The sequence below is a fragment of the Cupriavidus sp. 05N38 genome, assembly GCF_056397345.1.
The window spans coordinates 51,080-71,373 of the sequence record NZ_JBFTNF010000031.1; the positions used below are offsets into that span (position 1 = coordinate 51,080).

A 20,294-nucleotide genomic window follows, 5' to 3' on the forward strand; every position below is an offset into this window, starting at 1 on the left:
GCCGGCGCACTCACCATGCCGAATTCCATCACCCTGGACGACGCGGCCATTGTCAGGAAGATTACCTGGCGGATCATCCCGTTCGTCTTCGTTCTCTACATCATTTCGTATCTGGACCGCGCGAACATCGGATATGCCGCGCTGCAGATGAACAGGGAGCTGGCACTGAGCAGCGAAGCGTTTGGCTTTGTGTCGGGCATCTTCTTCATCGGATACTTTCTCTTCGAGGTACCCAGCAATGTGATGCTCAACAAGTTCGGAGCGCGGCGATGGATTGCACGAATCCTGGTGACGTGGGGCGCGGTGGCGGTAGCCACTGCGTTCGTGCAGACCGCGCAACAACTCTACGTCCTGCGTTTCCTGCTCGGCGTTGCCGAAGCGGGCTTCTTTCCCGGCATCATCGTCTACCTGACGCACTGGTTCCGCGCGAAGGAGCTGGCAACGACGGTCGCCTTGTTCACGGCGGCGATTCCGGTGTCCTACATCATCGGCGCGCCGCTAAGCACGTGGATCATGGACAACGTGCACTGGATGCAGTGGAGCGGATGGCGCTGGATGCTGTTGCTGGAGGGCGCGCCGGCAGTCCTCGGTGGCGTGCTCTGCTACCTGTACCTGACCGATCGGCCGGCCGACGCCAGATGGCTGACCGACGCCGAGAAGCAATGGCTCAACGATGAACTCGAACGCGACAGGCAGGCGCGTCCGCAGGCGGTTCACCTGAGCACGATGAAGGTGATGCGCAACCCCAGGGTGCTGTACCTGGCCTTCATCTACTTTGTCTACCAGTGCGGCAGCCTGGGCGTCGGCTACTGGATGCCGCAGATCATCAAGAGCTTCTCGGCGAACCTGACGCATACACAGATCGGCGTCATCGCGATGGTGCCCTACCTGTTCGCCACCATCGTCATGATTTTCTGGTCGCGCAGTTCCGATCGCAGGAACGAACGGCGGCTGCACTCGGCGTTGCCGCTGGCGGTTGCCGCGGCATCGCTGGTCGGGGCAGGGGTGCTGACGGATCCTTACATGGCCATCGCGCTGATCGGCGTGAGCCTGGCCGGCCTCTACGCGTTCAAGTCGCCCTTCTGGGCGCTGCCTACGTTGTTCCTGACACGCTCCACGGCAGCCGTGTCGATCGCGGTGATCAACTCGATCGGCAACCTCGGGGGATTCGCAGGCCCGTTCGCCATCGGCTATATCAAGGGCCAAAGTCACAGCGCCGCCACGGGCCTGCTGTTCCTCGCCAGCCTGCTGGTGGTTGCCTTCCTGATGGCCTTCTTCATCCGGATCGCGGAGGCCCGCTCCACGGAGGATGTTCCCGCGGCGTCTGCCCAGACGCCGTAGTCCCGCCGCCGGCGGTATGCGAATGGCGTGAAGGATCGGGTACGGCCAGCCGCCATCCGGCCGCGCGCCATAAGCGTTGGTTGTGGCGGTGCTTGAGAGCGAGGCGGCGTCGACGAATCAGGCAGGTTCGATCTCGCTACCAGCTGAAGCACGATGCTGCGCACGCGGCCGCGCCATGCAACGATGCGCGGCCGTGGCAAGAACGAATGCCACCGCAATCAACGCGGCCGCGACGAGACTCAGGTACCGCGCGCCTATCGATCGGAGCACTACACCGCCAAGCACGCCCGAGCAGGCAAGTCCGATATAAGTGGCCGTATTGTTCAGGGCAAGCAGCAGCGGCGCCACATGCGGCGACAGTTGCACGAGACGGTGCTGTTGCGGAACGATAAGCCCCCACCCGCATACCCCCCAGACGATCAGCGCAACGATAGCGCCAAGCGCATGCGCAGAGGTCCACGGCAGCACACAGAAATTGATGATGGCGATCCATAGCATCGCATTGATGATGTTGCGGCTCTGGAATCGGTCCACGAGACGGCCGGACATCAGGTTCCCGACCGTCGCGGCGACGCCCCACAACAGGAACATCCCCGCGAGAATGCGTTCATCGCCGTGCGTCACGGCCTCCAGCACCACGCCCGCATACGTGTAGACCATCAGGAACCCGCCGAACGCGAATAAGGAAGTCAGCAAGGTAAGCGCGATGCGCATGTCGCGCACGGGCGCAAGCCGCTCTCGCAACCTGACGGACGCGGGCAGGGGAACGGAGGGCAGCATCGTCCAGACGCCGATCATCGCCACAATCCCGAGCGCCGTGACGAACCAGAGGGTTGTCCTCCAGCTGCCGAATCCGCCGATAAAAGTCCCTATTGGCGAACCGAGCGCCGTGGCTCCCGTGAGGCCCGCCGTTACCGTGGCCAGCGCGCGGCCGCGTTTTTCAGGTGTGGCAATTGCCGAGGCAACGCCCAATGCAGTTGGAGAAAACAGCGCGGCGCCAAATCCTGCCAGGGCCCGGCTCACCAGGACCCAGTGCAAGTCGGTGGCGAGCGCACTGATCGCGTTGCCGACGACAAAAATCCCAAGCGCCGAAACGAGCAGAAGCTTGCGCGGCAAGTCGCCCGCCACGGCTGCCATCACTGGCGCAGCCACCGCATAGGTCAGCGCGTAGAACGTAACCATGAGGCCAGCCAGGCTGACGGATGTATGCAGCGAGGCCGCCACACCTGGAAGGATACCGGCGACGACAAAGTTGTCGGTACCCATTGCGAACATGCCAAGCGCCAGTATCAGTAGTCGACGATCCATACGAAGGTTCTTTGCGAAACGCGGTTGGGGGACGGCCTGCGAGGCGGCGTGTCGCCGCGGAGTTGGTACGCAGTCCCGGCCTCCGGCCCGGCCGGCTTTTTGACTGCCAGTCGATCATAATCGTCGTTGACCGCGTCTCAAATGTCATATATACGTCCAATTCAGGACGTGAAACAGGGTGCCCCATGCACACGATCGGCTTTGTCGTATTCCCGAACTTCTATCTGATGGGCTTGGCGGCAGTCACCGCGTTCGAGCTGGCAAACGTCGTACTCGAAGAGCGGGCGTACGACGTGACAGTTCTGTCGGAGGGGGGAGGACTGGTGTCGTCGTCGGCAGGCATCCGCGTCGAGTCGCAGCCCTTCGGCGATGCCGCATTCGACACAGTCATGTTCGGCTCTGGCGTCGAGATTGACATCGTTTCCGCGGCATTGACTGCATTCGTCAGGCGCTCGCTGAAGACGTCGAGGCGGATCGCGGCGCCGTGCACAGGCGCCTTCATCCTGGCGCAAGCGGGCGTCCTGGATGGCCGGCGCGCGACCACCCATTGGCGGTTCGCACACGATCTGCAGTGCCGCTTTCCGAAGATCGCTGTCGAGGAGGACCAGATTTTCATCGTGGACGGACCGATCTGGACGTCCGCGGGCATGACGGCGACGATCGACATGGCGCTCGCCATGATTGAAAAGGACCATGGCCAGGACGTCTCGCGCACGGTAGCGCGCAAGCTTGTCATCTATCACCGGCGCGCGGGCGGCCAGTCGCAGTTTTCGACATTGCTTGACCTCGACCCGAAGTCCGACAGGATCCAGAAGGCCATCGACTACGCGAACGCCAATTTGCGTAACGCATTGACGGTCGACGAACTTGCCGATGTCGCCGGGCTAAGCCCGCGCCAGTTCAGCCGGGCATTCAGCGCGGAGACCGGTCAATCGCCCGCCAAGGCCGTCGAGCATCTGCGCGTGGAAGCCGCGAGGCTTTTGCTGGAAAAGGGGCGTCTTTCGCTGGACGTGATCGCGCACGAAGTGGGTCTATCCGACCGGGAGCGCATGAGGCGCGCATTCGTGCGCACCATCGGGCAGCCGCCCCAGGCTGTCCGTCGCTTGAGCAGGGACATTCGTGGATCGGTTCTGCACGCCGACCAGGGAGATGCGTACTGAGCGCAACGACGTGCGAATCGCTGCCAGGCCGGCAAAAGACGCTGGCACAGCGGAGAGGACCACCGTCATCGTGCCGCAGGCGGGAGGTCGTGCTTGCAGTGGCGCGGGCGCATGCCGGGATCGGCACGCGTTCCTACGCCGGCTAGCGGTCAATCGACACTTGCAATGCATGAGCTGGAAAGAGCAGGGAGGCAAACCTCCCTGTCCATCAGCCTAACGTCGCACCCTGGGTCGCGCTGGGAACTTCGCTACCCGGCATGGCATCGGGCAGCTCGTGTTGCGGCCCACCCACTTCAGGCTGGACACGCTTTGCCGAGTGGGATACATGGTCCTCGGATTTTCCGGAGACATACTCGCGCCAGACGAGAGGAAGGATGCCGCCGTGACGCCAGTATTCAACTTCCTCGCCGGTATCGAGCCGGATCGTCAATGGCACGTTGATCGTCGTCCCATTGCTGCGATGGATGATCGCCTCTATGCGGCCGGAGATATCGAGGCGGTCCGCCAGCGCGAGGATATCGATCGTCTCGCTCCCGTCGAGCGCGAGCGATTCCGCCGTGGTGCCTGCCTCGAACTGCAAGGGGAGCACGCCCATGCCGACCAGGTTGGTGCGGTGAATCCGCTCGAAGCTTTCGGCGATCACCGCCTTCACGCCGAGCAATGCAACGCCCTTGGCCGCCCAGTCACGCGATGAGCCGCAACCATAGTTCTTGCCGGCAATGATCGCGAGCGGGACATCTCGCTTCAGGTATTCGGTGGCCGCCTCGTAGACGCGCATCTGCGTGCCGTCCGGCATCAGCCTCGTGACGCCGCCTTCCACGCCCGGCACGATGTGGTTGCGCAAGCGGATATTGGCAAACGTCGCACGCACCGCGAGGTCGTGGTTCCCACGGCGTGTCGTGTAGTTATTGAAGTCGCGCTTCTCGATRCCCTTTGCAAGGAGGAAGTCGGCAGCCGGTGTGCCGATGCTGATCGCGCCAGACGGCGAGATATGGTCGGTAGTCACCGAATCACCAAGGATGACCAGGGGCCGCATGCCCTTGATATCCTGAAGGGGCGCTGCGTCTCGCGACAGGTTGTCGAAGTACGGTGGCCTGCGGACATAGGGCGAGAGTTCATGCCACCGTGCGTCTAGGGAATACCATTATTTGACTGGGTATCAAAAATCCCGTAACTTTAATTGTGTGCATATCAATTTCAGTCGTCGGTGGATTCGGAACCGCTGAGTGACGGATAGCGTTGGGCGGCACATCGTGGGCCAACGCTCGGCCACGATCCAAGATCAATTACGGAGGAGAAATGAAACGGAGCCTGGCCATCGCCGGTGCGCTGCTAGCGACCGGTGCGACCGCGCACGCCCAATCGTCTGTCACGCTGTACGGCGTGGCGGATGCGGGCATCGAATATCTGAACCACGTGCCGAATGCTGCAAAACAGAGTTCGAGCCTCGTGCGCATGACGTCGGGCAACATTGCCGGTAGCCGCTGGGGGATGCGTGGTGTCGAGGACCTTGGTGGCGGTCTGAAGGGGATCTTCCTGCTGGAAGGCGGGATGGTGCTCGATTCCGGGGCGGCGGCACAGGGCGGGCGGCTGTTCGGGCGCCGGGCGTATGTCGGGCTCGATACACCGTACGGGCAGGTCACGATGGGGCGGCATCACAACCTGACATTCGACCTGGTCATCGGCTTCGATCCGATGTTCTTCGCGCCCAAGTATTCGTCGTACTCGCACGATACGTGGCTGGCAGGCCGTACCGATAACGCGGTGAAGTACACCGGCAAGTTCGGCGCGCTGACGGCGTCGGCGCTGTACAGCTTCGGCGTGGACTCCACGATTGCGAACGGTTCGGAAGTGCCGGGCAACAGCAGGGTTGGCCGCGAGATGAGCGCGGGGTTCTCGTACGACATGGGCAGATTCCGCCTGGCCGGCGTCTACGACCAGCTCAACGGTACATCCGCTGCCACCGCGGGGCGAACTGAGCGTCGCTATGTAGCCTCGGCCGCAGGCGACTTCGGTCCGGTGTCAGCGTACTTTGGCTATCGGCGTCTGGTCAGCCAGATCCTGTCGTCAATGACGCGTACCGATCTGTTCTGGACGGGGGTGACCTACAACTTCGGCCAGGCATTCGCCTTGACCGGCGCGGTCTACAAGACCAACGACCGCACATCGGCGAAGGACCCGATGTCGATCGTTCTGTCGGCGGACTATCGTTTCTCGAAGCGCACCGATGCCTATCTGTCGACGTCATATACGCTGAACAAGGGCGGTTCCGCACTGGGCGCAAACGGGTATGACGGCTCGGTGATCGCGGGTGCCAACCAGTTTGGCGCCGTGATCGGTTTGCGGCACAACTTCTGAGCCTTGCGTCAACTGGCGCGCCGGCCAGGTCGCGCCTTGAGGCGTGCCGCATCCGTGGCACGCTCTTTTTTCATGAGTCCGGGCAGCCATTCCAAAATTATTTGACAGCATATCAAATAGATACTAGATTATTGAGACGGTAGCATTTACCAAGGAGACAGCGTGACTGAACAAGACAAGCCGCAGGTGACGGCAGGGATGCGAGGCGCATCGTGGGACGCCCGCCTGATGAACCGCTCATATCAGATGGTGCCCTACGCGCTAGGCACGGCCGACGGCCAACGCACGCTTGGCTTCCTGTTCAGCGTGACCGGCAAGGAGAAGACCGTCGTCTCGCTGATGCATCCGCGCGAGATGGCCATCACGCATTACCTCGTGCCGTTCGTTCTCGATGCGGGCTGCGCCTGCTGGGTGCAGGGGCCGCGTTCGATAGGCAACGACTTGCGCCTGGAACACGAGGTCGCGCTGTTCGATGTGGCCGCCGGCATGACGCACCTGCGCGAACTGGGCTACGAGAAACTCGTGATGCTCGGCAACTCTGGCGGCGCCGGGCTCTACACGTTCTACAACCAGCAGGCGCTGACCCCGCGTGAGACGCGCATCGCCCGCACGCCGGGCGGACGACCGACGAATCTGGGCGAACTGCACATGCCGGAGGTCGATGCCTTCATCCTGGTGTCGCCCCATCCGGGCCAGGGCAAGCTGCTGATGAGCAGCATCGATCCGTCCGTCATCGACGAGAGCGATCCGATGCAGACAGACCCCACGCTCGATCCGTTCGCGAAAGCCAATGGCTTCGATGTGGAAACGGGGAAGGGCAGTTATGCGCCCGCGTTCATCGAACGCTACCAGGCTGCGCAAACCGCCCGCGTGGCACGCATCGACGAGCGCGCAAAGGCGATGCTGCGCGCCAAGCACGAAGCACGAAAGAAGATCAAGGCAGGCAGCGCCACGGAGGCCGATCGCCGCCTGGCCGCCCATGCCCCGATCTTCCAGGTCTGGCGTACCGATGCCGACCTGCGGTCGTGGGACATCGCGCTGGACCCGTCGGACCGCAAGACCGGATCGCTATGGGGCAAGGACCCGTTTATATCGAACTGGGGCAGCGTGGGCTTCGGCCGCACCGTGACGCCGGAATCGTGGCTTTCCACATGGTCCGGCCTGTCGTCGAATGCCGCACTGGACAGGACGCTCGGTGCGCTGCATCAGCCGACACTGTTGCTCGAATACACGGGCGACCAGTGCACCTTTCCCGCCGACATCCGCGCGATCTACGACCAGATCCCGGCGCCGCACAAGCGCCACGTCCGCGTGCGCGGCAACCACCACGGCATGGCCCTCAGCCGTGAGGAGGAAGCGGGGCAGCGTATTGCAGGCCGACTCATCGTCGAGTGGCTCCGCGAAACGATGGTTTGAGCCAGATTGCAGGAACAAAGACAAATACAGAGGTAGACAGATATGCTGCAACCCACCCATTTGCGCCCGTCAGTGCTGCTCGACGGCGTGCGCTACCCCGACGAAAGCCGCCTGCGCCAGTACGTGGCGGAAGGCTATCTGACCGGCGAAACGCTGGTTGGCGCCTTCCGCCAGTCATTTCGCGACAATAAGGATCGCCTGGCCCTGGTCGGCCCCGAGGGGGAATTCACATATCAGGCGCTCGACGAGCAGACCGATCGGCTCGGTGCCGCGTTGCTGGCACTCGGACTCAGGCCGCTTGACCGCGCCATCTTCCAGTGCGGCAACAGCAACGAATTGCTGCTGGCCTTCTTCGGCTGCCTGAAGGCCGGCATTATTCCGTTGTGCTCGCTGCAGGCGTTCCGCAAGCTCGAAATCGGCTATCTGGGCAAGCTGTGCGAAGCGCGGCTGCACTTTGTGCAGGGCGATGATCCCAAGTTCGATGATGTGGCCTTTGCCGAGGAAATGCAGGCCGAGGTGCCGAGCCTCAAGATCATCCTGCAGGCCCGGGGGGTACGCCGTGGCCGCGCTGTGTTGCTGGCCGACCTGATCCGCGACATGCCGCTGGCGCGCGCCCGGGAAGTACTGGCCGATGTGAAGCACGAGCCGTTCCAGGCCGCCGTGTTCCAGTTGTCAGGCGGCACCACCGGCGTGCCCAAGATCATCCCGCGCTTCCAGAACGAGTACCTGTACAACATGCGCGCGGTGGCAACGTGCAACGGCTACACCCGCGAAGACGTGCTGTTCTTCCCAACGCCGTACATGCACAACCTCAATATGGGTTGCTTCTTCGGCCCGTTCCTGCTGAGCGGCGCGAAGGTGACGGTGGCGCCCGATATCTCGGATGACACACTGCAGGCGCTGGTCCGCGACTACGAACCGACCTGGTTTGGCGTGGCCGGGCCGATCCTGAACCGCATCGCGCCGGCACTGCTGCGCGGCACGGCCGCCGACAAGGCGCGGCGCAACTTCATCGCGCCCAAGAACGCCGCCAATCTGACGCGTCTGACGGGCTCGCCTACGCACCATATCTTCGGCATGACCGAAGGCGTGATCATGTTCACGCGGCCGGATGATCCGCAGGAGATCCGCGACCAGTCGATCGGCCACCCGGTGTCCGCCGCCGACGAGGTGCGGATCGTGCACCCGGGCACCGAAGACGTCGTCGCCGACGGCGAGCCAGGCGAAGCGCTGTTTCGCGGCCCCTATACGATCGGTGGCTACTACAAGTCCGAACAGGAAGACGTCGCGCGCTTTACCGCCGACGGCTTCTACCGCTCGGGCGACCTGATGTCGTCAAGCGTGGTCGACGGCAAGCGCTATTACTTCTTCCGTGGCCGCATCAAGGATGTGGTGGATCGTGGCGGCGAGAAGATCAACGCTGAAGAGCTCGAGAACGTCATCAACCAGCATCCCGCGATCCTGGCTTGCGCCGTGGTAGGCATGCCCGACAAGGTCTACGGCGAGCGCGTCTGTGCCTTTGTGCAGCTCAAGCCCGCCGCCGCCGCGGCTGGCTTGACGCTGCCGGCGCTGACCGGATACCTGCAGGACGCCGGGCTGGCCAAGTTCAAGTGGCCGGAGCGCCTGGAAATCATCCCGGAGTTTCCACTCACCGCCTCGGGCAAGCTCAGCAAGGTGCTGCTGCGCGACCACATCGTGCAAGTCCTGCAGGCCGAGGCCGCAACAAGCATTGTTCAGCAAGCCAAGTGACGAAGGAAAGTGACATGACCCAATCCACGCAAGCCGCCCAAGCCAACGTGCCCGCTGTCGCGCTGCACGGCGTCCATCACACCGCCAGGCCTACCTGGAAACTGGCCGAGACGGTGCATTTCTACCGCGACCTGCTTGGCCTGCCGCTGGTCCACGCCATCTCGGCCAAGGGCTGGGGCCCGGACAATCATGCCGATTTCCTGCATTTCTTCTTCGATAGCGGCAACGGCAGCACCATCGCCTTCTTCTATTACATCGGCACCGAACGCCCGGACTGGCTGACGGTTCGCGAGCACTATCAGGATCGTGCCACGCACACGGCATGGCGGGTCCGCGATGAGGCCGAACTGCTGCAATGGCGCCAGCGTGTGGAAGCCGTGGGCATTGCGCTGCGCTACCAGATCCGCCACGAGGTCATCGAGTCCATCTACTTCAACGACCCGAACGGCTATCCGATCGAGATCACCTGGCAGGTGCGTGCGTTCAGCGATGCCGACATGCACGATGCCGCGCTGACCATGGATTCGGCCATCGAACTGGAATGCGCACGCGACAAAGGCGCGGCGTTCGCATCGATCGATCCGGTGTGGCAGCGCAAGGCGGAGCGCATCGAGGCGGTGGCGGACAAGGACAAGGCATCGATCTATGTACTCGACGTGCCCGAGTTTGCGCCGCTGATCGACGTGGCGCGCAAGACCGATGGATACCTGGCCACGGCGCTGGGCAACGGCTATGTGCGCATCGACGGCAATCCGACGCTGCAGTTCCGCCGCAAGGAGCTGGGCTTCAAGCCCGCGGTCTGGTACGGCGCGCTGACCGGCGGGCTGGCGGGCCAGATTCGCCAGTTCGACATGGATGCGCTGGTGATTGCTCCGCGAGGCGCGCAATGAAAGTGACCATCATCGGCGGCGGCCCGTCCGGCCTGTTCCTCGCAATTCTGCTCAAGGAGAGAGTGTCGAATGTTGACATCGACGTGTACGAGCAGAACCCCGAAGACGCCACGTTCGGCTTTGGCGTGGTGCTGGCCGATACGGGGTTGTCGAACCTGCGCTCGGCGTCGCCGATTGTCGTGGATCGGCTAGCCAGGATCATGCGGTTCAATGATCAGCATTCGATCGTGTGCCGCGAGCACCCGATCGTCATGAAGAAACCGGGCGCCGGCGGTGGCGCCATTCCCCGGATCAGCCTGCTGTCCGTCCTGCAGCAGCGTGCGCATGAGCTTGGCGTGCGCGTAACGTACAACAAGCGTATTGCCGATTTCGACGCCATCGATGCCGACCTGGTCGTTGGTGCCGACGGCATCAACTCGCAACTGCGCGCGGCCAATGAAGCCGGCTTCGGCACCACGCGTCGCACCCTGACGAACCACTTCGCCTGGTACGGCGTCGAGAAGCCGTTCCCGAGCCCCGCACTGGTGTTCCGCAAGTTCGAGGCCGGCTACTTCGTCGCGCACTACTACCCATACTCGGATTCGATGAGCACGTTCGTGGCCGAGTGCGACCACCAGACCTGGCTGGACTTCGGCATGGAGGCGATGAGCGCGCAAGCCCGGCAGGCACTGTTCGAGAAGGTGTTCGCGCCGGAACTGGCCGGCTACGGCTTGGTGTCGAACAATTCGGTCTGGCGCCAGTTCCCTGTCATCCTCAATGCGAACTGGCATGTCGGCAAGCAGGTGCTGATCGGCGATGCGCTGACGAGCGCGCACTTTTCAATCGGGTCGGGTACGCGCATCGCCATGGAAGATGCGATGGCGCTGGCCGATGCGATCATGGCCCATTCCGATGACGTCCCCGCCGCTTTGCAGCAGTATGAGGCCGTGCGCAAGCCGGAGAAGGCCAAGCTGATCAGCGCGTCCGAGGCGTCGTACAACTGGTACGAGCGCATCCGTGAATGGATGGATCTGCCGACGCCGCACGAGTTCGTGTTCCGCTTCATGACCCGCACGGGCCGCGTGGATGCTGAGCGGCTGCGCGCCCAGTTTCCGGTCCTGATGGCGGAACTCGCCGCCGGCGGTGTGACAGGCAGCACCATCGTGGGACAGCCATGATCAACGCCACGGAGTACGTGCTGAGCGAGAGCCCATTCGTCGTCAGGCGCAAGGTGCGGTGGGGCGACTGCGATCCGGCTGGTGTGGTCTACACGGGCCGGTTCACGGATTACCTGCTGGGCGCGGTAGGGCTCTACACCGCGTACATGGCCGGCGGTGACGGCAGGCTGGGCGAGGTCCACGGCGTGGGCACGCCATGCAAGGCAATCCGTTTCGAGTTCATCGGCACRCTCTGGCCCGATGACGAGATCGACATCGCCTGCACCGTGGAAGCCATTCGCACGAGATCCTTTGATATCCGCTGCGTGGCGCGCCGCCCCGATGGCGCAGCGGTGTTCGATGCCATGTTCTCGCCGATCTGCGTGCGCCTGGACCGGCGCGAAGGCACGCCGATCCCCGATTCCCTGCGCGCGGATCTGAACCGCTTTTATTCTCCCGCCCCCYGAACGTTCCTGGAATTGCCAATGATGAAGTTTCGAATCGGACAAATTGTGCCGAGCTCCAACATCACGATGGAGCGCGAGGTGCCCGCCATCTTCGCCGCCCGCATGCAGGCGCTGCCGGAGCGGTTCAGCTTCCACGCCAGCCGGGTGCGCATGCACCGCGTGGTGGCCGAGGAGTTGGAGAGGATGAACCGCGACATGGGTCGCTGCGCACTGGAGTTGGCCGATGCGCGCGTCGATGTCATGAGCACGGCGTGCCTGGTGGCCACCATGTGCATGGGCATGGGCTATCACCGGCAGGTGATCGAGGAACTGGGCGGGGCGATTGCCGATGCGCCGTATCGCCCGCAGATCATGACATCGGCCGGTGCGCTGGTCGATGAACTGAAGGATTTTGGCGCGCGCCGCATCGCGCTGATGGCGCCTTACAGCGATGCGCTGACCAGGACGGTAGTCGAATACATCGAGCACGAAGGCATCGAGGTCAGGGATGTGATCAATTTTTCGATCCTCGACAACCTGGAAGTCGGCGAGCGTGATCCGCTGCAGTTGCTGGAAGACGTCAAGCGGCTGGACGTGAAGGGCGTGGATACCGTGGTGCTGTCGGCCTGCGTGCAAATGCCGTCGCTGGCGGCCATCGAGCCCGCGCAACAGGCACTGGGCATTCCCGTGACATCCACTGCCATCTGTACGGCGCGGCAGATGATGCGCAAGCTGGGCATCGCGGCTACGGCGCCGGGCGCGGGCGCCTACCTGGGCAGCCAGACCGGCCTGCGCTGATCGCAACATTCCGACAAAGAGGTAGCCGTCCGTATAAGGCGGCACCGCCAACAAGGAGACTACTCCATGCAACCCGTCCCCAACGCGCCGCCTCGCGTGTCTGTCTGGATCTACGTGGGCGTGATTCTTGGCGCCGCGCTCGGCATGATGGCTGGCTATGCACCGCTGTTCAATGCCACTGCCGGTGTCTTCGTCAGGCCACTTGCCGCGGAGTTCGGCTGGGGGCGGTCTCAGGCATCGCTTTCCTACGCGGCTTCGATGTTTGGGCTGGCGATCGTCAGTCCGATTGTTGGCGCGCTGATGGACCGCTTTGGCATCCGTCGCGTGATCGCATGTTCGGCAATCGTGTTCGGTCTGGCAACGGCGGCGATGGCGCTCCAGAACGGCAGCATGCTGATCTGGGTAGCATTGTCCATTGTGGTGGGCGTCTCGGGCGCCGCTACCTCGGTGCTGGGCTACCTGGCCGTGTTGCCACAATGGTTCGACCGGCGACTAGGCCTGGCCTTGGGCATCGCCATGTGCGGGCTCGGCGTGGGCACGGTCATCCTGCCGATCATCGCGCAGTATCTGGTGACGACAGTTGGCTGGCGTATGGCTTATGTAGGCCTTGCGGCTGGCTCGATCGTGTTGTCGCTGCTGGCGTGCGGATTGCTGCGCGAGCGGCTCCGGGCCGGGCACAAGGTGGGGCGGGTGGCAACGCCCGCGCCGGAGGGTGTGCCACTGGCGGCGGCGCTACGCAGCTATCGGCTGTGGGCAATCTGGTGCGTATTCATCTTGAGTTCGGCGGCAACGCTGTCCCTCGGGCCGCATCTGCCATCGTTGTTCGCGGATCGGGGGTTCGATGCGGCAATGGCGGCGCGCAGTGGGTCGACGGTCGGCATCGGCCTGCTGGCGGGGCGCCTGCTGACTGGCCTGTTGATCGATCGCATTCACGCGCCGCTGGTGGCCAGTGTGTTCTTCGTGGGCGGTGCCATCGGCGTATTCCTGCTGCGCGGCTCGAACGACTACAACACACTGCTGATTGCCACGATGCTGATCGGGCTGACGATCGGCGCGGAAGGCGATCTGATCTCCTATCTTGTCCGCTCGTACTTTGGCCTGACATCGTTCGGCTCGCTGTTCGGGATTGCGTTCTCTGGCTACGGGCTTGGCGCCGTGATCGGCCCGATCGGCCTGGGCGCGTGGTTCGACGCACGCGGGAACTACGATCTGCCGTTGCTGATACTGCCCTGCATATTGCTGGTGGCTGCCGCGCTGGTGCTGTCTCTGGGGCGCTACAGGATGGGCAGCCGACATGGAGCCGTGGCGGCTGCCGCATCGGCCTAGGGCGGGGCAATAGCTGGCAGGACGGGCGAACGCGGATAGAATTGGCATACTACCAATTCCGAAGCGGTCCGCTTCGTCCCTCGATCATGCCTGCCGCACGTAAATCGCCAGCAGTCAAGGCTGCCGCACCGCAACCATCCAGTCCGGCACCTCGCCGTCGCGGGCGTCCGCCCAAGACGGAGTCGCCGATCGGTACCGAGCCGATGCTCAGCCGCGTGACGATCCTGCAGCACGCGATCAAATTGACCAAGACGATGCCTCTGGACCAGATTTCCATGGTCCAGCTCGCGAAGGATTTCGGCGTGGCGCCCGGGCTGATCCACTACTACCTGGGCGGGCGGGACCACCTGGTTTCCGGCGTACTGAACGATTACTACCGCCAGCGGATCCAGCGCGTGGCGCCCTTGACCGGCGACTGGCGGGCGGACGTCGAGCACATCGCGCGGCTCAGCTTCCAGGTGGCAGTGGAGAATCCCGGCGTCAGCAACTATGTGGCGTCGCATAACCGGTATCGCCTGTTCCAGGACGTGCAACCGGGCGAGACCGACTACGGCCTGGAATTCTTCAATCGCATGACATCGGCCATCATGCAGGGCGGCTTCACGGCGGAGCAGGTCGCGCTTGGGTATCATTTCCTGGCGCAATACCTTGTCTCGGCCAGCATGGCCGAAGCCTCGCGGCAATTGCCGGCCTACCACCAGGCATTTATCCAGAACAAGCTCGAATCGGTATCGGCCGAGCAATATCCAGGGGCGCGCTTTGTCAGCAAGGCGTTCTCCCATCTCTCCTCGGACACGGCCTTTGAAGAGGGCCTGCGCATTACGCTCGACGGCATCGAAGCCTGGCCGCGCGACGCAAAACCCGCGAAAAAGAAGAGCGCGCGCGCCGCATAGGCGGGGCCATTCTCGTCACTTCGACCCACGCGCGCTCGTAGTGGTTTCTCCTTATTTGATATGCAGTCAATAAAACTACAATCCTGATTTGACTGTGTATCAAATAAGTGCCGGCGCCGGTGGGGTTGCCGGTACGCCAGACGTTGGAGACATCATGAAGCGCCCCTTTATTACACTGGCCATGCTTGCCGGTTCCATCATTGCGCTGCCTGTCGGCGCGAATGCGTATCCGGACAAGATGGTCCGCATTCTCGTCCCTTCCATTGCGGGCAGCGCGCCGGACATCATCGCGCGGCAAATGGCCGAGCGCCTGGCCGCGTCATGGAAGCAGCAGGTGATCGTGGAGAACAAGCCGGGCGGCAACGGCATCGTTGCCATGAGCGCGCTCAAGCAGGCGCCCGCCGACGGTTACACGCTGGTGCTCTTTCATGCGGCGGCCGCCGTGACCACGCCCGTGATGTACAAGGAAGCGAAATTCGATATCCGGCGCGATACCGAAGTGGCGGCAACGCTGGCCTATACGCCGATGATGTTCGTGGCCGGCCCGGGCACGCACTACAAGACGCTGTCCGATGTGCTCAAGGAGGGCAAGGCCCGTCCGGACGATGTGGTGATCGGCAGCCCCACGCGCGGCTCGGTGCCGCACCTGACGGCCGAGATGATGGGGCAGCTGCAGAAGACGAAGTTCCGGCAGGTCAGCTTCAGCGGCACCACGCAGGCCATCCAGGCCGTTGTGAAAGGCGACATCCCGGTCTATGTCGATGGCATCGCGCCACTGGTGCCGCTCGTGCGCGGGGGACGGCTCAAGGCGCTTGCGGTGACATCGGATGCAAGCCTGCCCGGCCTCGACGGCATTCCCCTGGCCAAGGACGTGGCGCCGGGACTGGTCGCCAAGGGCTGGTTCACGGTATTCGCGCCGAAGGGCACGCCGCTGCCTGTGCTCGATCGGATCAATGCTGCCGTGAACCAGAGCCTGACCCAGCAGCCTTTCATCGACCGACTGAAAGACCTCGGCACCTATCCGATGCCGATGTCGCGCGCGGACGGCGCACGGTTCATCGAATCAGAAAAACTCCGCTGGGAAAAAGTCATTGCCGAAGCGGGTGTCAAGCCTGAGTGATCGGGCCTTCTGACTGATTTGTCCCGGAGCCCCCCGATCTGGCCGGGTGATCGGGGGCCACGACGCAACACACTTAAGACCGCGTGGCCACCTTATGCAAGGCAAACTCCTGAGCAATCGCTAATTCTTGAGGAGGCGCCATAGCGTGGAGCGACCAATACCCAGGCGTTTTGCGGCCAGGGTACGGTTTCCTCCACACGCATTGAGAACCTCCTTCACATTGGCGATGGTCATGCCAGAGAGCGTGGTGTCGGGGGGCTCCGGCATGGCGACCAGTGAATCGTAGTGGTACGCATCACGGTCGAGAAGCGCGGCCAGTTGGCTTCCCGGGACTGCCGCGCCGGCTTCGAGACAAGCCATGGCAACACGCTCGGCGAAGTTCTCAAGCTCGCGGACATTACCTGGCCAGGCGTGTTGTCTGGCGACGACCAGGGCGGCAGGCAGGACAGCGTCAAGCAAGTCTGCAAGTTGCACCCGCCGCATCGCGGCACTTACCAGCGCCGTAGTGAGGGAGTCGCGGTCCTCGGGGCGCTCGCACAGTGGTGGCACCTGGACGCGCAGCACGCTAAGGCGATAGAAGAGATCTTTCCGAAAGGCGCCTTCGCGCACGCGCTCCCACAGGTCCCGATGCGTGGCGGCAACGATCCGGACATTGACCTGCATCGTGTCGGTACCGCCGACTCGCGTCACTTCCCGCTCCTGCAAGACGCGCAGCAGCCGCGTTTGCAATAGCGATGGCATCTCCGCCACCTCGTCGAGGAAGACCGTTCCCTCGTTGGCGGCTTCGAACAGGCCTGCTTTGCCGTTTCGCCGCGCGCCGGTGAAGGCGCCTTCCTCGTAGCCAAAGAGTTCCGTCTCCAGCAGCGTCTCAGGCAATGCGCCGCAATTGACCGCCAGGAACGGGTGCCGCCGTCGGCGGCTGGCGTTATGCAGGCCTTGGGCAAGCAGTTCCTTGCCGACGCCGGTTGGCCCTGTGATGAGGACCGTAGCATCGCTGCGCTCGGCCGCAACTCGGCAACGGGTGATGGTGGCGGCCATGGCTGGCGAGGCGCCTACGATGTCCTCAAGTTTGTACCTGGCTGTTTGCGAGTGCGTGTACCGATGCGTTCGAAGCCGGTTAAAGGCCTTCTCGACGCGTGTCGGCTGGCGCAGGGTCAGTACCGCCCCAACGCGCGCATTCCCTTCGTACAGCGGCGCCCGGTCAACGATTACCGTGCGTCCGTCGATCTCCTCGACGGCGCCGCTGTCATGCTCGCCATCTGACAGGGCGCGTCCTGGGCGCAAGGCAGGGAATGGTAGCGAGAGCGTTTTCCCGGTAGATGGGATGAGGGGACTGCCAAGTAATTTCTCCGCTGCGGGATTGGCCGCGATCAGCCGGCCGGCAGCATCCAGCGCGACAACGCCATCGCCAAGGTGGTAAAGGACGCTGTTCAGCAGCGAATACCGCGAGCGCTCGACTGCCTTCGCGTTCGCCAGGGCGATCGCGTCTTCCAGTGCAAGCCGCACCGAGTCGACCGAATAGAGGAACACCCCCGCCATGCCCGCCGCGGCTGCCGCCTGCATCACTACGCCCGCGCCCACGACCACGCGCGTGTCCAGGCGCCGCAGCTCGTCGATCACGTTGCGGACGTCCGGGGCGGACTCGTACGACCGAAATGCAATTGGCAATGCAAACACTTCCGCAAACTTCGCCATGTCATCACCGGCATCGCGGTGGAGCACCACGGCGATGCGTTCGGAGATTGCCCTGGCCCGGACGATGGCGGCCATCACATCATGGCCGCCGACGCGTACGGAGACCACCGGAATCGACAAGTGGCTGCGCAGGAATTCCGCATTTGCTCCGGCTGAGACCACGACGTCGCACGGCGCCGCTTCCTGCCGACGCTGAATCTCGGCGAGCGCCTCTTCAAAATGGGCGTCGACCACGCTCACTTGCGCGCGCGCGTGAAGCGCCGCACCCACGTCGCGGATGTGCTCCGCGAGTTGGTAGGCGCTTACGCCAATGATCACGGGGCGGCGTGGCTTTGGGGGTTCTTCCATGAGGAGCGTCGGGTGGCGTAACTGGTGGTGCCAGTTTAGCGTTTCATTCGTTCGTTTCAAAGTGAAACGATAGCGTTCCAATGTGAATCTGTTCTTTTGTTGTCCTGGTGACCCGGAGACTAAATTTTCCGTTAATAATCAATCGCTTACGCTACGCCTGGTTTCGCTCCGGCATGTGGCATGGTCATTGCGCTTATGGAGTCACCTACGAACCAGCAGGAAAACCTATGAATCGCAGAGACTTCAACCGCATTGCCTTGACCTTGCTCGGCGCCGCCCCACTAGCGGTGGCGCGCGCCGGCGAGCGCTATCCCGTGAAGCCGATTTCCCTTGTCGTCGCCTACAGCGCCGGCGGAAGCGCGGATTTGCGGGCACGCCAGGTGGGCCGCTTCATGAGCACTGCCCTGGCGCAACCGGTCGTGGTGGAAAACCGGCCCGGCGGCGCGGGAAACATCGGTACGCAATACGTGGCACGGGCGAGGCCCGATGGCTACGTGCTTGGCATCGGCAACCTTGGCCCGTTGAGTGTCAATCCTTCGCTGTTTGCCAACCTCTCGTTCGATCCGGCCAGGGACCTGACAATGATCGCGCTGATTGAGCGCGGCCCGCTGCTGTTGCTGGTGAGGCCGGATTCGCCGTACAGAACGGTGGCCGACTTGATACGGTCCGCCAAGGCCAGCGCCACCGGCCTGTCTTATGGTTCCAGCGGAGCGGGCGGCGCGCATCATCTTTCCGGCGAATTGCTGAAATCCATGACTGGCACCAACCTGGTACATATCCCCTATAAGGGCGGCGCCGGCGCGATGGTCGACCTGTTGGGCGGCCGCCTTGATTTCCTGTTCGAGCCGATGTACTCGGCGCTGCCGGCAACGCGTATGGGCAAGGTGCGCTCTCTAGCGATTACCAGCAAGGGGCGTTCGCCATTGCTGCCGGACGTCCCAGCCTTGAATGAGGCAGGCGTCCCCGGATTTCAGGTGGAGAACTGGCAGGGGCTGGTTGGCCCCGCCGGCTTGCCGACGTCCATGGTCCAGATTCTCAACAAGACCGTCAATCAAGCGCTCGAGGACCGCGAGATTCGACCCCTCCTGTTATCCCAGGGCAATGAGCCAGGCGGGGGGACACCAGAGGCATTTGCAGCCTACGTCAAGGCCGAGAGAAGCCGCTGGCAACAACTGATCCGCTCCAGCGGCATCGAACCGAGCTGACTTACCTGGACATCGCTTTTCTATACATACAACCAACTTCCGAGAACAAAATGAAAGCCATCATGATCGAGAGCTATGGCGGCCCCGAAGTCCTGCAACGCCGGGAAATACCGGCACCGGAGCCCGGCCCCGGCGACATCGTTGTGAAAGTCGCCTACGCCGGCATCAACTTCATGGACGTGCATACGCGCCAGGGCAAATATGCGATGTCGACGACCTACCCAGTGCGGCTCCCATGCACCTTGGGTATGGAAGGAGCCGGCGAGGTGGTCCATGTAGGTAGCGAAGTAAGCCGCTTCGCGCCCGGCGACCGGGTGGCTTGGTGCATCGCATGGGGCAGCTATGCCGAGTACGCTCGGGTGCCGGCGGGGCTCGCGGTCCGGTTGCCCGACGACATCGCCTACGATCAGGCGGCGGCCAGTCTCTTCCAGGGCAGCACCGCCCACTATCTGCTCAACGAGGTGGCCAGGCTGCATGCCGGGCAGGCCTGCCTGGTGCACGCCGCCTCGGGCAACATCGGACAGTTGCTCGTACAGATGGGCAAGGCCGCCGGCGTTACTGTCTTTGCGACGGGCAGCTCGCCGGAAAAGTGTGCCGTGGCGCGTCGCCTCGGCGCCGATCACGCCATGCTCTACGACCACGGCCGATTCGCCGACGCAATACGCGAAGCCACGCGGGGCCATGGTGTTGATGTGGTATTCGACTCGGTCGGGAAAGCGACACTGCGCGACAGCTTCCGCGCCACGCGCAAGCGCGGGCTGGTGATCAACTACGGCAACGTTTCCGGATCGGTGGACGATCTGGACCCCATGGAACTGGGGGAAAGCGGCTCTTTGTTCCTGACCCGGCCTCGATTGGCAGACCATATGTCCGATCCCGAGACGGTACAGCGACGCGCGGATGACATCTTCGCGGCGCTCGCCTCGAAGCAGCTCCATATGCCCATCGCGAAGCGCTATGGCTTTGCCGATGTGGAGCAGGCACATGCGATGATCGAGCAACGGCAGCAGATCGGGAAGTCCGTATTATCGATTGCCGCTTAGAAGCGGCACGGGGAGGGGGGCTCAATGAGCGCCCCCGAAGGACACCAGACTTCGATACACCA

General features: G+C 63.2%; 16 protein-coding genes and 1 pseudogene. 14 read left to right on the forward strand and 3 right to left on the reverse strand.

Annotation, left to right across the window (positions count from 1 at the left end; translation table 11 throughout):
* The first annotated feature begins 15 nt into the window (after window positions 1-15).
* Window positions 16-1,341, forward strand: coding sequence for an MFS transporter (locus tag AC1DK4_RS22515; protein ID WP_441621031.1), 1,326 nt, complete (start codon window positions 16-18; stop codon window positions 1,339-1,341).
* Window positions 1,342-1,458: 117 nt separating this feature from the next.
* Here the strand turns inward: AC1DK4_RS22515 and AC1DK4_RS22520 are convergent, their stop codons facing one another.
* Entirely contained in the window at window positions 1,459-2,649 is a 1,191-nt protein-coding gene (locus AC1DK4_RS22520; protein ID WP_441621033.1) for an MFS transporter, read from the reverse strand.
* Window positions 2,650-2,834: 185 nt separating this feature from the next.
* Here AC1DK4_RS22520 and AC1DK4_RS22525 point away from each other — a divergent pair, with 185 nt between their 5' ends.
* Entirely contained in the window at window positions 2,835-3,809 is a 975-nt protein-coding gene (locus AC1DK4_RS22525; protein ID WP_441621035.1) for a GlxA family transcriptional regulator, read from the forward strand.
* A gap of 208 nt (window positions 3,810-4,017) precedes the next feature.
* Here the strand turns inward: AC1DK4_RS22525 and AC1DK4_RS22530 are convergent, their stop codons facing one another.
* A complete protein-coding gene (locus tag AC1DK4_RS22530) occupies window positions 4,018-4,845 on the reverse strand; it encodes a hypothetical protein (RefSeq protein WP_441643482.1) in 828 nt (275 codons plus the stop codon).
* A 263-nt stretch (window positions 4,846-5,108) separates the two neighbouring features.
* Here AC1DK4_RS22530 and AC1DK4_RS22535 point away from each other — a divergent pair, with 263 nt between their 5' ends.
* The 10 genes and pseudogenes from AC1DK4_RS22535 (at window position 5,109) to AC1DK4_RS22580 (ending at window position 15,941) form a co-directional block, all read left to right on the forward strand.
* Complete coding sequence (locus AC1DK4_RS22535; RefSeq protein WP_441621039.1) at window positions 5,109-6,167, forward strand: porin; 1,059 nt, start codon at window positions 5,109-5,111, stop codon at window positions 6,165-6,167.
* A gap of 228 nt (window positions 6,168-6,395) precedes the next feature.
* Window positions 6,396-7,583 (forward strand): alpha/beta hydrolase, encoded by a 1,188-nt coding sequence (locus AC1DK4_RS22540; RefSeq protein ID WP_441621091.1) that lies wholly within the window; start codon window positions 6,396-6,398, stop codon window positions 7,581-7,583.
* 42 nt (window positions 7,584-7,625) lie between these two features.
* Window positions 7,626-9,332 carry an AMP-binding protein gene (locus AC1DK4_RS22545; protein ID WP_441621041.1) on the forward strand — a complete coding sequence of 569 codons (1,707 nt, stop codon included), beginning with the start codon at window positions 7,626-7,628 and terminating at the stop codon, window positions 9,330-9,332.
* Between the two features lie 14 nt (window positions 9,333-9,346).
* The gene (locus tag AC1DK4_RS22550) at window positions 9,347-10,222 is read left to right on the forward strand and encodes a VOC family protein (RefSeq protein ID WP_441621043.1); all 876 of its coding nucleotides are present in this window, start codon (window positions 9,347-9,349) and stop codon (window positions 10,220-10,222) included.
* Entirely contained in the window at window positions 10,219-11,379 is a 1,161-nt protein-coding gene (locus AC1DK4_RS22555) for an FAD-dependent monooxygenase (protein WP_441621045.1), read from the forward strand. Before AC1DK4_RS22550 ends, AC1DK4_RS22555 begins: the two co-directional genes overlap by 4 nt.
* Window positions 11,376-11,783 (forward strand): annotated as a pseudogene (locus AC1DK4_RS22560) (thioesterase family protein); the annotation flags it as partial. The gene AC1DK4_RS22555 and the pseudogene AC1DK4_RS22560, both read left to right, overlap by 4 nt.
* 60 nt (window positions 11,784-11,843) lie before the next feature.
* Window positions 11,844-12,602, forward strand: a complete 759-nt coding sequence (locus tag AC1DK4_RS22565; RefSeq protein ID WP_441621049.1) for a maleate cis-trans isomerase family protein — start codon at window positions 11,844-11,846, stop codon at window positions 12,600-12,602.
* Between the two features lie 66 nt (window positions 12,603-12,668).
* On the forward strand, window positions 12,669-13,928 hold the full coding sequence (locus tag AC1DK4_RS22570; RefSeq protein WP_441621051.1) for an MFS transporter: 1,260 nt from the start codon (window positions 12,669-12,671) through the stop codon (window positions 13,926-13,928).
* A 275-nt stretch (window positions 13,929-14,203) separates the two neighbouring features.
* Window positions 14,204-14,821, forward strand: coding sequence for a TetR/AcrR family transcriptional regulator (locus AC1DK4_RS22575; protein ID WP_441643484.1), 618 nt, complete (start codon window positions 14,204-14,206; stop codon window positions 14,819-14,821).
* 154 nt (window positions 14,822-14,975) lie between these two features.
* Complete coding sequence (locus AC1DK4_RS22580) at window positions 14,976-15,941, forward strand: Bug family tripartite tricarboxylate transporter substrate binding protein (RefSeq protein ID WP_441621055.1); 966 nt, start codon at window positions 14,976-14,978, stop codon at window positions 15,939-15,941.
* A 120-nt stretch (window positions 15,942-16,061) separates the two neighbouring features.
* Here the strand turns inward: AC1DK4_RS22580 and prpR are convergent, their stop codons facing one another.
* Complete coding sequence (gene prpR, locus AC1DK4_RS22585; protein WP_441649942.1) at window positions 16,062-18,065, reverse strand: propionate catabolism operon regulatory protein PrpR; 2,004 nt, start codon at window positions 18,063-18,065, stop codon at window positions 16,062-16,064.
* A 146-nt stretch (window positions 18,066-18,211) separates the two neighbouring features.
* Between prpR and AC1DK4_RS22590 the strand changes: the two genes are divergently transcribed.
* Complete coding sequence (locus AC1DK4_RS22590; protein WP_441621059.1) at window positions 18,212-19,189, forward strand: Bug family tripartite tricarboxylate transporter substrate binding protein; 978 nt, start codon at window positions 18,212-18,214, stop codon at window positions 19,187-19,189.
* Window positions 19,190-19,239: 50 nt separating this feature from the next.
* The gene (locus AC1DK4_RS22595; RefSeq protein WP_441621061.1) at window positions 19,240-20,232 is read left to right on the forward strand and encodes a quinone oxidoreductase family protein; all 993 of its coding nucleotides are present in this window, start codon (window positions 19,240-19,242) and stop codon (window positions 20,230-20,232) included.
* Window positions 20,233-20,294: the final 62 nt, after the last annotated feature.